12 protein-coding genes and 1 pseudogene are annotated in these 12,096 nt (G+C 70.2%); 10 read left to right on the top strand and 3 right to left on the bottom strand.

Features of this window, described 5'->3' with window-relative positions; all coding sequences use genetic code 11:
• Positions 1 to 222: 222 nt before the first annotated feature.
• The 4 genes and pseudogenes from OHA21_RS22855 to OHA21_RS22845 all read left to right on the top strand — a co-directional run bounded on the left by OHA21_RS22855 (position 223) and on the right by OHA21_RS22845 (position 2,742).
• Positions 223 to 921: a neutral zinc metallopeptidase gene (locus tag OHA21_RS22855; protein ID WP_328476801.1), complete on the top strand. Its 699-nt coding sequence runs from the start codon at positions 223 to 225 to the stop codon at positions 919 to 921.
• 80 nt (positions 922 to 1,001) lie between these two features.
• Positions 1,002 to 1,646, top strand: coding sequence for an HAD family hydrolase (locus OHA21_RS22850; protein WP_328478502.1), 645 nt, complete (start codon positions 1,002 to 1,004; stop codon positions 1,644 to 1,646).
• Between the two features lie 43 nt (positions 1,647 to 1,689).
• Positions 1,690 to 1,764 (top strand): annotated as a pseudogene (locus OHA21_RS52785) (transposase); the annotation flags it as partial.
• Between the two features lie 252 nt (positions 1,765 to 2,016).
• A complete protein-coding gene (locus OHA21_RS22845) occupies positions 2,017 to 2,742 on the top strand; it encodes a hypothetical protein (RefSeq protein ID WP_328476799.1) in 726 nt (241 codons plus the stop codon).
• Between the two features lie 75 nt (positions 2,743 to 2,817).
• Here OHA21_RS22845 and OHA21_RS22840 read toward each other — a convergent pair whose 3' ends face one another.
• A complete protein-coding gene (locus OHA21_RS22840) occupies positions 2,818 to 3,537 on the bottom strand; it encodes a response regulator transcription factor (protein ID WP_328476797.1) in 720 nt (239 codons plus the stop codon).
• Between the two features lie 159 nt (positions 3,538 to 3,696).
• On the bottom strand, positions 3,697 to 4,917 hold the full coding sequence (locus OHA21_RS22835) for a RecB family exonuclease (RefSeq protein ID WP_328476795.1): 1,221 nt from the start codon (positions 4,915 to 4,917) through the stop codon (positions 3,697 to 3,699).
• A gap of 192 nt (positions 4,918 to 5,109) precedes the next feature.
• Between OHA21_RS22835 and OHA21_RS22830 the strand changes: the two genes are divergently transcribed.
• The 3 genes from OHA21_RS22830 to OHA21_RS22820 all read left to right on the top strand — a co-directional run bounded on the left by OHA21_RS22830 (position 5,110) and on the right by OHA21_RS22820 (position 7,786).
• Positions 5,110 to 6,183, top strand: a complete 1,074-nt coding sequence (locus tag OHA21_RS22830; RefSeq protein WP_328478500.1) for a site-2 protease family protein — start codon at positions 5,110 to 5,112, stop codon at positions 6,181 to 6,183.
• Positions 6,184 to 6,193: 10 nt separating this feature from the next.
• Complete coding sequence (locus OHA21_RS22825) at positions 6,194 to 7,132, top strand: tRNA (adenine-N1)-methyltransferase (protein ID WP_328476793.1); 939 nt, start codon at positions 6,194 to 6,196, stop codon at positions 7,130 to 7,132.
• A 63-nt stretch (positions 7,133 to 7,195) separates the two neighbouring features.
• The gene (locus tag OHA21_RS22820) at positions 7,196 to 7,786 is read left to right on the top strand and encodes a hypothetical protein (protein WP_328476791.1); all 591 of its coding nucleotides are present in this window, start codon (positions 7,196 to 7,198) and stop codon (positions 7,784 to 7,786) included.
• Between the two features lie 11 nt (positions 7,787 to 7,797).
• Here the strand turns inward: OHA21_RS22820 and OHA21_RS22815 are convergent, their stop codons facing one another.
• Entirely contained in the window at positions 7,798 to 8,040 is a 243-nt protein-coding gene (locus tag OHA21_RS22815) for a ferredoxin (RefSeq protein WP_328476789.1), read from the bottom strand.
• A gap of 177 nt (positions 8,041 to 8,217) precedes the next feature.
• Between OHA21_RS22815 and arc the strand changes: the two genes are divergently transcribed.
• The 3 genes from arc (at position 8,218) to OHA21_RS22800 (ending at position 12,008) form a co-directional block, all read left to right on the top strand.
• Positions 8,218 to 9,999, top strand: coding sequence for a proteasome ATPase (arc, locus tag OHA21_RS22810; protein WP_328476788.1), 1,782 nt, complete (start codon positions 8,218 to 8,220; stop codon positions 9,997 to 9,999).
• A gap of 176 nt (positions 10,000 to 10,175) precedes the next feature.
• A complete protein-coding gene (gene dop, locus OHA21_RS22805) occupies positions 10,176 to 11,693 on the top strand; it encodes a depupylase/deamidase Dop (RefSeq protein ID WP_442875118.1) in 1,518 nt (505 codons plus the stop codon).
• Positions 11,694 to 11,792: 99 nt separating this feature from the next.
• Positions 11,793 to 12,008: a ubiquitin-like protein Pup gene (locus OHA21_RS22800; RefSeq protein WP_106320381.1), complete on the top strand. Its 216-nt coding sequence runs from the start codon at positions 11,793 to 11,795 to the stop codon at positions 12,006 to 12,008.
• The last annotated feature ends 88 nt before the right edge of the window (positions 12,009 to 12,096 follow it).

Genomic DNA, 12,096 nt, shown 5'->3' with positions numbered 1-12,096 from the left:
CTCGTTGTCGTGGTCCGGCCGGGGCGTCGTTCGCCCCGGCCGGCCAGCTCAGTGTTTCGGTGCGCGGGCGGGGAAACGTCCGTCCCGCGGGGGAGTGCGCGCGGAGATTTCGGTGGGGGTCACCACCCACGCCGGCTCAGGGACACCCCGGAGCCCGGGGTTTGGCCCGCGGCCCGGATTGGTATCCATGGCTACCGTGGAACACCCGTCCTGGAGGACCGCATGCGTGCTCGCCCGGTAGTCCTGCTGGCCCTTCTGTCGACTCTGTTCACCGCGGGCTGCTTGCCTCCGGTCGAGGATCCCGCTCCCGCTCCCGCACCGGCCCGGTCCGGCGCTGTCGACCCGGACGGCACCGACACCCCGGAGGAGTTCGCCCGCGACATCCGGGCTTCGCAGGACGTCGCCGAGCGGTACTGGACCGGTGTCTTCCAGCGCACCGGCGCCGGGTTCCAGCCGATCCGGCAGGTGGTGCCGTACGAGCGGGACGGCGAGCTGGACTGCGCCGGCGAACCGCTGCCCCGCAACAACGCCGTGTACTGCTCCGCCGGGGACTTCATCGCATACGACGTGAACTGGGCCTTCGCAGCGTTCCGGCAGATCGGCGACGCGTTCGTCTACTACCTGCTCGGCCACGAGTACGCGCACGGCATCCAGGCCCGGCTCGGCATCCGCAAGCAGTTCACCATCGAGCAGGAGCTGCAGGCCGACTGCATGGCCGGGGCGTTCATCGGCGACAAGGTACGCGACGGCGACCTCGAGATGCAGGACGACGACACCCGCGAACTGGCCGACGGCCTCGCCGCGGTCGGCGACGAACCGGGCCAGCCGTGGTTCGCCGAGGGCGCGCACGGCACGGCCGAGCAGCGGATGGACGCGTTCGTCAACGGGTACGAGAACTCGCTGCAGAACTGCGGGCTCTGACACGTCGGTCACATTCGGTCGGCTCCCGGCCTGCCCGCCCAGCAGAATGGGCCCGGTCGGTCGACGTTGGGGGAGCTTTGCTGGACGCCGTACTTTTCGACATGGACGGCACGCTGGTCGACAGCGAACGGGTGTGGGGCATCGCGCTCGCCGAACTGGCGGTCCACGCCGGCGGGACGCTCTCCGAAACCGCCCGGCTCGCCATGGTCGGCACCAGCATGGCGCTGAGCATGCAGATCTTCCGCGACGACCTGGGCCAGCCGGACCGGCCCGAGGCGCCGGACGTGACCTGGCTGACCGACCGCGTCCACGAACTCTTCGCCGGCGGCCTGGTCTGGCGTCCCGGCGCGGCCGAACTGCTCCTGGCGGTCCGTGCGGCCGGCATCCCGACCGCCCTGGTCACCTCGACGAGCCGGCGGCTGGTCGAGGTCGCCCTCAAGACGCTGGGCGCCGAGAACTTCGACGTCGTGGTCTGCGGCGACGAGGTGGAGAAGCCGAAACCGGACCCCGAGCCGTACCGGCGGGCCGCGGCCCTGCTCGGCGTCTCGATCGAACGCTGCGTCGCGATCGAGGACTCCCCGAGCGGCACCACCAGCGCCCTGGCCGCCGGCGCTGCGGTGCTCGCGGTCCCGGCCGAGCTGGAGCTGCCGCCCACGGACGGCATCCACCTGCGCGAGTCCCTGGTCGGCGTGGACCCGGCCTTCCTCGCGACCCTGTTCCGCTGACCGCCGACGTTCTCCGGATGATTGAGCAGCGACCGCAGCGGTCATGGGTGATCGAAAGCCGTACCCGAGCGACGTGACCGACAAGCAGTGGGCGCTGATCGGGCCGTTCCTGCACGCGTGACGGGCCGGCCGCGTCTCGGTCGCCGGCCGCCGGTCTTCAACCGCGACCGCGGTCACCCATGCCTCCACCCCGCCGACCGTATTCCGCATGGCTCGCCGAGGTCCTTCGACACCCGGTGCCGGCTCGGGTGAACGGGCCGGTTACTCCTCCGCAGTTGCCGTCGGCCCATGTCAGCCAACCGTGACGTGTCGTGTGCGTCGTTAGGGCGTTTGCTGCGGTGGAAGATGAACCAGCGGCCCGGGAGCAGCGATGGCAATACGTAAGGACGAGTCGGCAGCGCGGCCCGTGACGGCGGCCGCCGCGGGTGTAGCGGTCACGACGTGTGCAGTCGTCGCCGGAGCCGCCGCTGTGGTACCGGGCCGGGTTTCCACCGGTGACGGCACGTGGGAGTACCTCTGGGAGTACTTCTGGGTGCTGTGGCTGCTATTGCCGGGCTTGGCAGCGGCCGGACTCGCGTTAGCGGCCCGGCCGCAGTGGAGGCGGTCGGCGGCGGTGGTCGCGATGGTACTGGCGGCGCAGGTATGTGGGCACGGGCTCGTGGCGGTGCGGGACTGGTTCAACACCTCCGGGGCCAGCGGCGGGATGCGACAGACCGATCTCGCCTGGGTGGTGGTTCTCGCCGCAGTGGTAGCGATGTGCGGGGCGGTGGCCGGCTCGGTGAGCATGGCGCTGCTGTGGCGTGAGCCGGCCACCGGATGGCGCGCCCTCCGGCCGAAGAAGCCGGCCTACATGGTGGCGGCGCTGGTCGTAGCGATCGGCCTGCCCGTAGCAGTGGCGTCGTTCACGATGGCGTTCCGGACGGTGACCATGCTCGGCCAGTTCGGACTCATGTACGGGTTGCCGTGGGGCGGGGGCATCGCCGTTGCGGCGTGGCTGGGCCGTCGCGGAAGAACCGTCGCCCTAGCCGCAGTCACGTTCTCGGCGCTGCTCGTGGGAGCCGAATTCGGGGCACGCACCCTGATCAGCTCCTGGTAGGACCGGAAGCTTGACGCAACCGTCAGGAACACGTCTGCTGGGGTGCTTGCGGCATCGGGCGGCCCTGCGGCGGGCTCAGGCGCCGGGTTTCACGAGGCCGGTCTCGTAGGCCAGGACGACGGCCTGCGTGCGGTCGCGCAGGCGCAGCTTGGTGAGCACGTGGCCGACGTGCGTCTTCACCGTCGTCTCGCTCACCTGCAGGAGATCGGCGATCTCGGCGTTGGTGCGGCCGCGGGCGACGTGCACCAGGACTTCACGCTCGCGGCCGGTGAGGGCGTCCAGCCGGGCGGCGCCGTTGTCGGTGGTGACCGGGACGGCCTCGGCGACCCGGCCCAGGATGCGTGCCAGCAGCGGGGGAGCGATCACCGCCCCGCCGGCGGCGACGGCCCGGACGGCGGCGACGAGCTCCTCGCGGGGCGCGTCTTTGCACAGGTAGCCGGTGACGCCGGCGGAGACCGCGGCGAGCACCTCGTCGTCGCTGTCCCGGGCGGTGAGCACCAGGACGTGCACCGGCAGGTTGGCCTGGGCGACGGCCCGGGTCACTGCAAAGCCGTCCGCTCGCGGCAGCGTCAGATCGGTGATCAGCACATCGGGCAGCAGGCGGCGGGCGAGCTCGACCGCTTCGACGCCGTCCCCGGCCTCGCCGGCGACCACGATCTCGGCCGGGGCGGTCCCGTCGCTCGCCCACTCCGGTGCGGACGGCTCCCCGGCCGTCGCCGGGGTGGTCAGCATCGCGCGCAGCCCCGAACGTTGCAGCGGCGCGGCATCCGCGACCAGGACACGCAGCGGTCTCATCACCGCATTGTCCGATGTGCGGGCCGTCCCGCGCGGCCCGCAACCAGGTGACCGCCATCCCAGTCGCATGACCGCGCCCGAACAAGCCCCGACGGCGGGCCGGAGCGGCCGAACACCCCCCGGCGAGCCGAGCCGGCCGGCCCGCGGTGAGGGAGCTGGTCAGCCAAGTGGGCCGTCCTGGAGCATCGCGGCCAGGCGGCCGGGCTCGGACTCGGCGGCTGGGCCGGTGGCGACGGCGATCTCCGGGAAAGTGGGCGGCGTGCCGCCGAACTCGGGGCAGAGGGCCTGGTGGCTGCACCAGCCGCAGAGGCGGCTGGGCTTGGGGCGGAAGTCGCGGTCACGCTTGGCCCGCTCGATCGCGTCGGAGAGGGCGATCAGGGTGCGCTCGAAACGCTCCAGCTCGCCGGCCTCGGGGCTGTAGTCGCAGACCTCCGCGTCTTTCAGGTAGAGCAGGCGCAGAACACGAGGCACCACGCCGCGGGTGCGCCAGAGCACCAGGGCGTAGAACTTGAGTTGGAACAGCGCCCGGCCCTCGAAGGCCTCGCGTGGGGCGCCGCCGGTCTTGTAGTCGACCACCCGCAGATCGCCGGCGGGGGAGACGTCCAGCCGGTCGATGTAGCCGCGCAGCAGCAACTCGTCGCCGATCACAGTGGAGATCAGCGTCTCCCGCTCGGCCGGCTGCAGGCGCTGCGGGTCCTCCACCGCGAAGTAGCCGGTCAGCAGCTTGCCGGCGCCGGACAGGAAGGCGGCGATGCGGGCGGCCTCGGCGCCGCCGGGCACGTCGACGAGGGCCTCCTGGACAGCCGAGCCGGCCCCATTGCTGAGCCCGCCGGCCGCATTGCCGACCTGGCCGGCCTCAGCATCGGTGAGGGGGCCGGCCGCATTGCTGAGCGGGTCGGCCTCCGCGTCGAGGGCACCGGCCGGGCTCCCGGTGGTGGCGTCGGCCTCGGCGGCGAGGGCGGCGGGGTCGCGGACCAGGCCGGCGGCCGGGTCGGTGGAATCGGCGAAGAGGCCGGCCAGGGTGGGCTCCTGCTCGAGCAGCCGCTCCCACTCGGGGGCCACGAGGGCGACCGCGGCATCCGGGGTGCGCTCGGCGGCCGGCAGGTCGAAGAGACGCTCCAGCACGGCGTGCACGAGCGTGCCGCGGACCTGGTCGGCCGACGGCGTCTCGGGCAGCTTGTCGATGGTGCGGAAGCGGAACAGCAGCGGGCAGGTCTTGAAGTCGGCGGCCCGGGACGGCGAGAGCGACGGGCCGGCCGGCGCCTCCGGCCGGCGCCGGGCACCCGGCACGATCGCCTCGGCGCCGGAATCGCCCGCGGGGGCGCCGCCGGATGGGGACGCGGGAGCCGGTTGCGCGGTCATCGGAGTGGGGGCCGTCATGTCAGAGAGGCTAGGCCAGGGGTACGACGAAAACGCCGGGGTGGGTCCCGTGGCGCAGGTGTCCGTAGCATCAAGCGCGTGGAGGAGAGCCGGGCGCCGCAGGGCAGGACACCGCGGGACCGCCCACCGGATCGCGGCCGGGGCCGGCCGGTGGGACACGTGCTCGGCATCCCGGTGTACGCGAACGCGTCGATGCTGCTCCTCGCGGTGCTGGTGACCGTCGTCTACGCCAACTACGCGCGTACCGGGCTGGGGTTGGCCGGGCCCTGGGCGTACCTGGTCGGCCTTGGTTTCGTGGTGTGCCTGCTGGCCTCGGTGCTGCTGCACGAGCTCGGCCATGCGCTGACCGCGCGCCGCTACGGCATCGGCGTGCGCCGGATCACTCTCGAACTGCTCAGCGGCTGGACCGAGATGGACCGGGACGCGCCCACCCCACGGATCGACGCGCTGGTCTCGCTGGCCGGCCCGGGCGTGTCGCTGGTGCTCGGCGGGCTGGCCACCGGCGCGGCGCTGCTGCTGCCGGAGACGACCGTGCCCGGTCAGATCGCGTTCCAGTTGGCGGTGAGCAACGTACTGGTGGCGGTCTTCAACGTGCTGCCGGGCCTGCCGCTGGACGGCGGCCGGGCGTTGCGCGCCGCGGTCTGGGCGCTGCTGAAGGACCGGAATCGGGCAACCGTGGTGGCCGGCTGGGCCGGCCGGGTGCTCGCGCTGCTCACCGCCGCCGCCGTGGTCCTGCTTTACCAGCTGGAGCTGCTGACCGTGTTCGGGCTGGTCTTCGTGCTGCTGGTGGTGCTGACCCTGTGGCAGGGCGCGGGGCAGTCGATCCGGCTGGGCCGGATGACCCGCCGGTTTCCGCTGATCGATCTCGGCCGGCTGGCCCGGCCGGTGCTGACGGTGCCGGCCGGCACCCCGCTGGGTGAGGCGCAGCGGCGCCGGGCCGAGGATCCCCGGCCGGACGTGGTGCTGGCGGTCACCGACTCGGCGGGTAGCCTCACGGCACTGGTCGACCCGGTCGCCGCCGAGCGGGTGCCGGTCGACCGGCGGCCCTGGGTGAGCGTGGAGAGCGTGGCCCGCTCGCGGGACGCGCTGACCACCCTGCCGCTCGGGCTGACCGGCGAGCAGGTGGTCCGGGCGTTGCAGGCCCACCCGGGTGCGCACTACCTGGTGACCGCAGGCGAGGATGTCGTGGGCGTCCTGCGGGTCGCCGACGTGGCCGCCGTGCTCGAACCACGGCGGGCAGCACCGAGCCCGAGAAAAGACACCTGAGAGAAGATCAGTGACCACAACCCCCGCCACCGCCGTCGACGAGCAGGTCCCCGCGCACCGTGGGCCGTTCCGGGTGGGCGACCGCGTCCAGCTCACCGACCCGAAAGGGCGGATGCACACGATCGTGCTGGAGGCGGGCAAGGCCTTCCACACGCACCGCGGCGCCCTGGAGCACGACGAGCTGATCGGGCTGCCGGACGGCAGTGTGATCACGGCAGCGAGCGGTACGGCGTACCTCGCTCTGCGCCCCTTGCTGGCCGATTATGTGCTCTCCATGCCGCGCGGCGCCCAGGTCATCTATCCGAAGGACGCCGCGCAGATCGTCGCCATGGGCGACGTCTTCCCGGGCGCCAGGGTGCTCGAGGCCGGCGCCGGCTCCGGCGCCCTGACCTGTTCGCTGCTGCGTGCCGTGGGCAGCACCGGCGAGGTGCACAGCTACGAGTTGCGCGACGACTTCGCGGCGATCGCCCGCAAGAACGTGGAGGCGTTCTTCGGCGGCCCGCACCCGGCCTGGCACCTGCACAACGGTGACGTCGCGGGCAACGAGATCGGCGGATTCGACCGGATCATCCTGGACATGCTGACCCCGTGGGAGGCGCTCGACATGGTCGAGCGCTCGCTGATCCCGGGCGGTGTCTTCATCGGCTACGTGGCGACCACCCCGCAGCTGTCCGAGCTGGTCGAGGCGCTGCGCGAGCGTGGCGGCTGGACCGAGCCGCGGGCCTGGGAGTCGCTGGTGCGTGACTGGCACGCCGAGGGCCTGGCGGTCCGCCCGGACCACCGGATGATCGCGCACACCGCGTTCCTGGTCTCGGCGCGCAAGCTGGCGCCGGGCGTGACCGCGCCGCCGCGGCGCCGCAAACCGAGCAAGGGCGCCGAGGCGTACGCGTTGCGCAAGGCCACCCAGGCCGCGCTCGCCGCACAGCGGGAGGACACCACCGGGGAGTGACCGTCGCCGCTGAAGTCCGGTAGGTTCCGGTAGGGCGTGAATGGGAGGGCAGGGGTGGGCGCGATGAGTTCTCCGCCGTTCGGCGGTGGCAACGAGATGCCGGCGGTCTTCCCCGACTGGTCGCCCTACCCGGACCTGGACTCGGCGGCGCGTGCCTACCTGCGTGACCCGGACGTCGCTCTCGAGGCGCTGTTCGGGGTGCTGCGCGGCGCGTCTGTGCTGTGTTTCACCCTGGAGCGCTTCGTCAACGAGGTGAACGGGGTCTGGCAGGAGGTCGTGGTCTGCGACGGCAGCCGCCTGGTCCTGTGGCACGGCGAGGACGTGGCGCCCGGGGACGGGCCGGTCGGGGCGATGACCTCGTCGCTGCGGGTCGTGCCCTTGTCCACGGTCACCGAGGTGGGCTGCCGGCGGCGGCTCACGCGTACGCCGAACGGGCAGGCCAGAGTCGACAGCATCGATGTGTACCTGCTGCTCAGCTCGGTCGACGACGCGGTGCCCCCGCCCGGAGTGGGCGAGGAGGAGGGCCGGGCCCCGCTGCGCCACGACGCGCTGCGCTTCGGCAAGACCCTGGACGATGGCGGGCCGGGTCAGATCGCCCGGTTGGAGGAGTTCTCCCGGGTGGTCGCTTCCCTCGTCGGGCGCCCCACCCTGTAATTCACTCCGATTCACTCACCCACGAGGTGGATGCACTCGCCCGGGCACTCCTTCGCCGAGTCGATGACCTCGAGTTTCAGGTGCAGTGGCACCCTCGTGCGCACCCCCGGGGCCTGCAACAGGTCGCCGGAGTCGCCCTTCACGTACGCCAGGCCGTCGATGTCCAGCTCGAAGACCTCCGGCGCGTACTGCGCGCAGAGGCCGTCACCGGTGCACAAGTCCTGATCGATCCAGACCTGAAGCTCTTCCGACACGCACTTACCTCCCCGAACCGGCCAGGTCCGAAGGTACCTGAAGGTGTGTCCGACTCGCCGGTCCGAGTCTTGATCAATCGATCAAGACTCGGTGACGAGGGTGTTGCAAGGGTCGAAAACCGCCTCGCAACAGCTAGTGTTAGTTCAAGACGTTCGAGCCCCCCGGGGAGGTGGGACGTGGCACGTAGCGACGAAGCGGACTCCCGCGCCGCACGATGGGAGAAGGAAGCCAACGATCTCTCCAGCCAGGTCGCGTTTCTGCAAGAGGAACTCGCGCTGGTGCGGAGGAAGTTGACGGAAAGCCCCCGACACGTCCGGCAGCTTGAGGAACGGCTCGCGGCAACGCAGGCGCAGCTGGCCCGAGTGACCGAGAACAACGAGCGGCTCGTGGCGACCCTCAAGGAAGCCCGGGCCCAGATCGTCACTCTCAAGGAAGAGATTGACCGGCTCGCCCAGCCGCCCAGCGGCTACGGCGTTTTCCTGTCAGCACACGAGGACGGCACGGTGGACGTGTTCACCGGCGGCCGCAAGCTGCGGGTGGCGGTCTCACCGTCGCTCGAGGTGGAGGAGTTGCAGCGGGGCCAGGAAGTCCTGCTCAACGACGCGCTCAACGTGGTCGACGCGTTCGGCTTCGAGCGCACCGGTGAGGTCGTCCTGCTCAAGGAGGTCCTGGAGAACCCCGCCGGGGGCCTCTCCGACCGGGCTCTGGTGGTCTCGCACGCCGACGAGGAGCGCATCGTCTTCCTCGCCGACTCGCTCGAGATCAGCAAGCTGCGGGCCGGCGACTCGCTCATGATCGAGCCCCGCTCGGCGTACGCGTACGAGCGGATCCCGAAGAGCGAGGTCGAGGAGCTCGTCCTCGAGGAGGTCCCCGACGTCGACTACGGCGACATCGGTGGCCTGCACTCGCAGATCGAGCAGATCCGCGACGCGGTGGAGCTGCCCTTCCTGCACGCCGACCTGTTCCGGGAGCACCAGCTGCGCCCGCCGAAGGGCATCCTGCTCTACGGCCCGCCCGGCTGTGGCAAGACCCTGATCGCCAAGGCGGTGGCCAACTCGCTGGCCAAGAAGATCGCCGAGCGCCGTGGCGAGGAGAAGCACACCAGCTACTTCCTCAACATCAAGGGTCCGGAGCTGCTGAACAAGTACGTGGGTGAGACCGAGCGGCACATCCGCCTGGTCTTCCAGCGGGCACGGGAGAAGGCCGGCGAGGGCACGCCGGTGATCGTGTTCTTCGACGAGATGGACTCGATCTTCCGGACCCGTGGCTCCGGTGTCTCCAGCGACGTGGAGAACACCATCGTTCCCCAGCTCCTCAGCGAGATTGACGGCGTCGAGGGCCTGGAGAACGTGATCGTCATCGGCGCCTCCAACCGGGAAGACATGATCGACCCGGCCATCCTGCGCCCCGGCCGGCTCGACGTGAAGATCAAGATCGAGCGCCCGGACGCCGAGGCGGCGAAGGACATCTTCGCCAAGTACATCCTGGCCGACCTGCCGCTGTCCGGCGACGACCTGAACGAGCACGGTGGCAACCGTGACGCGACGGTCGCCGCGATGATCGAGGCGGTCGTCCTGCGGATGTACACGGAGACCGAGGAGAACCGCTTCCTCGAGGTCACCTACGCCAACGGTGACAAGGAGGTTCTGTACTTCAAGGACTTCAACTCCGGCGCGATGATCCAGAACATCGTGGACCGCGGCAAGAAGATGGCGATCAAGGAGTTCCTCACCTCCGGCAAGAAGGGCCTGCGACTGCAGCACCTGCTCGACAGCTGCGTCGACGAGTTCCGGGAGAACGAGGACCTGCCGAACACCACCAACCCCGACGACTGGGCCCGCATCTCCGGCAAGAAGGGCGAGCGGATCGTCTACATCCGCACGCTCGTCTCCGGCGGCAAGGGCGCCGAGGCCGGCCGGTCCATCGAGACCGCCACCAACACCGGTCAGTACCTGTAAGGCACGCAGCACGAGGGCGGCGGGGGAGTTTCCCCGTCGCCCTCGTTCTCATCAGGGGCCTGATATGCATCCACGGAAGGTGGCACGCCGCGCACGGGCGGCTTCGGAAAGCAACGTGAGAGCGTCTAGGCTCGATACATGAGCACGCTTGGCTTCGTGGCGGACAGGGTGGTCGCATGAGCGTTCGACGGATTATGGGTACCGAGGTCGAGTACGGCATTTCGGTGCCCGGCCAGCCCGGCGCCAACCCGATGGTCACCTCGTCCCAGGTGGTCAACGCCTACGGCGCTCGCCCCGAGCTCAACCGGGGTGGCCGGGCCCGGTGGGACTACGAAGAGGAGTCACCGCTGCGCGACGCGCGCGGCTTCACGTACTCCGGCGCGGCCTACGACCCGGCGGAGGCTCTCGCTGACGAGGACCTCGGCCTGGCCAACGTGATACTGACCAACGGAGCCCGGCTCTACGTCGACCACGCCCACCCGGAGTACAGCACTCCCGAGTGCACCAATCCGCTCGATGTCGTCAAGTGGGACAAAGCTGGCGAACGGGTCATGGCCGAAGCGTCGCGGCGGGCCGCGACCATCCCCGGCACGCATCGCATTCAGCTCTACAAGAACAACACCGACAACAAGGGCGCATCGTACGGGTCACACGAGAATTACCTGATGCGCCGGCAGACCGCCTTCGCCGACATCGTCGCGCACCTCACCCCGTTCTTCGTCACCCGGCAGATCTTCACCGGCGTCGGCCGCGTCGGCATCGGGCAGGACGGCACCGGCTCCGGCTTCCAGATCTCCTCGCGCGCCGACTTCTTCGAGGTCGAGGTGGGACTGGAGACCACCCTGAAGCGGCCGATCATCAACACCCGCGACGAGCCGCACGCCGACGCCGACAAGTACCGCCGGCTGCACGTGATCATCGGCGACGCGAACCTCTCCGAGATCGCGTCGTACCTGAAGATGGGCACCACCGCGCTGGTGCTCAACATGATCGAGGAGAAGGTGTTCACCGGCGAGCTCGGCATCGCCGACCCGGTCTCCGAGCTCAAGGCGGTCAGCCACGACCCGTCGCTCAAACACCTGATGCGGCTGCGCGACGGCCGCCGGCTCACCGCGCTCGACCTGCAGTGGGCCTACTTCGAGCGGGCCAAGGAGTTCGTCGACGACCGCTACGGCGCCGACGCCGACGAGCAGACCACCGACGTGCTCAACCGCTGGGAGGACGCGCTCGACAAGCTCGGCCGCGACCCGATGCTCTGCTCCGACACCCTCGACTGGGTCGCGAAACTGCGGCTGCTCGAGGGCTACCGGGAACGCGAGAACCTCAACTGGTCCTCGCCGAAGCTCCAGCTCGTCGACCTTCAGTACAGCGACGTACGTCCGGAGAAGGGCCTCTACCACCGCCTGGTCGCGCGGGGCTCGATGAAGACCCTGCTCGACCCCGACGACACCGAACGCGCCATGTACGAGCCGCCGGAGGACACCCGTGCCTACTTCCGCGGCCGCTGCCTGGCGCAGTACGCCTCCGAAGTGGTCGCCGCCAGCTGGGACTCGGTGATCTTCGATGTCGGCCGGGAGTCGCTCGTCCGGGTGCCGATGATGGAACCCGAACGCGGCACGAAGAAGCACGTGGGTGCGCTGTTCGACACCTGCGAGAGTGCGAAGGACCTGCTGGAGGTCATCACAAGCCGGTGAGAAACAGCCGGACCGGCGGACTGTTTTGTCACAGGCGCGAGGTAGGTTTTTCCCAACCCGATGTTGCAGGACTTCGGGTGGCTGAGAAGGGGGACATCCATGGCAACCCGAGACACAGGTGGTCAGTCGCAGAGCGGCAAGGGCCGCAGCGACCAGGAGATCGAGGACGTCACCGTCGAGGCCAATCCTGAGGTAGCCGAGCGGCACGCGGAGATCACCGAGGACGTGGACGATCTGCTCGACGAGATCGACTCCGTCCTCGAAGAAAACGCCGAAGAATTCGTGAGAGGGTACGTCCAAAAAGGGGGTCAGTGAGGTAAATGTCCGTTTCGGGGGGATCGGGCAGGAAGGCGTGTCCACAGTGTGGGCGCGCCCTTCCCTTCACTGAGTTCCACAAGAACAA

Origin of the sequence: Actinoplanes sp. NBC_00393 (assembly GCF_036053395.1) — a bacterium.
Lineage (GTDB): Bacteria > Actinomycetota > Actinomycetes > Mycobacteriales > Micromonosporaceae > Actinoplanes.
The sequence above is the reverse complement of the archived record's forward strand: the minus strand, read 5'-3'. Positions and strand labels throughout refer to the sequence as shown.

Excerpts from the sequence above, each read along its gene's own strand:
- OHA21_RS22840 (WP_328476797.1), bottom strand. The coding sequence starts at position 3,537 with ATGAGACCGCTGCGTGTCCTGGTCGCGGATGCCGCGCCGCTGCAACGT.
- OHA21_RS22835 (WP_328476795.1), bottom strand. The coding sequence starts at position 4,917 with ATGACGGCCCCCACTCCGATGACCGCGCAACCGGCTCCCGCGTCCCCA.
- dop (WP_442875118.1), top strand. The coding sequence starts at position 10,176 with ATGAGCGTTCGACGGATTATGGGTACCGAGGTCGAGTACGGCATTTCG.
- OHA21_RS22800 (WP_106320381.1), top strand. The coding sequence starts at position 11,793 with ATGGCAACCCGAGACACAGGTGGTCAGTCGCAGAGCGGCAAGGGCCGC.
- OHA21_RS22845 (WP_328476799.1), top strand. The coding sequence starts at position 2,017 with ATGGCAATACGTAAGGACGAGTCGGCAGCGCGGCCCGTGACGGCGGCC.
- OHA21_RS22820 (WP_328476791.1), top strand. The coding sequence starts at position 7,196 with ATGAGTTCTCCGCCGTTCGGCGGTGGCAACGAGATGCCGGCGGTCTTC.
- OHA21_RS22830 (WP_328478500.1), top strand. The coding sequence starts at position 5,110 with ATGCTGCTCCTCGCGGTGCTGGTGACCGTCGTCTACGCCAACTACGCG.
- OHA21_RS22855 (WP_328476801.1), top strand. The coding sequence starts at position 223 with ATGCGTGCTCGCCCGGTAGTCCTGCTGGCCCTTCTGTCGACTCTGTTC.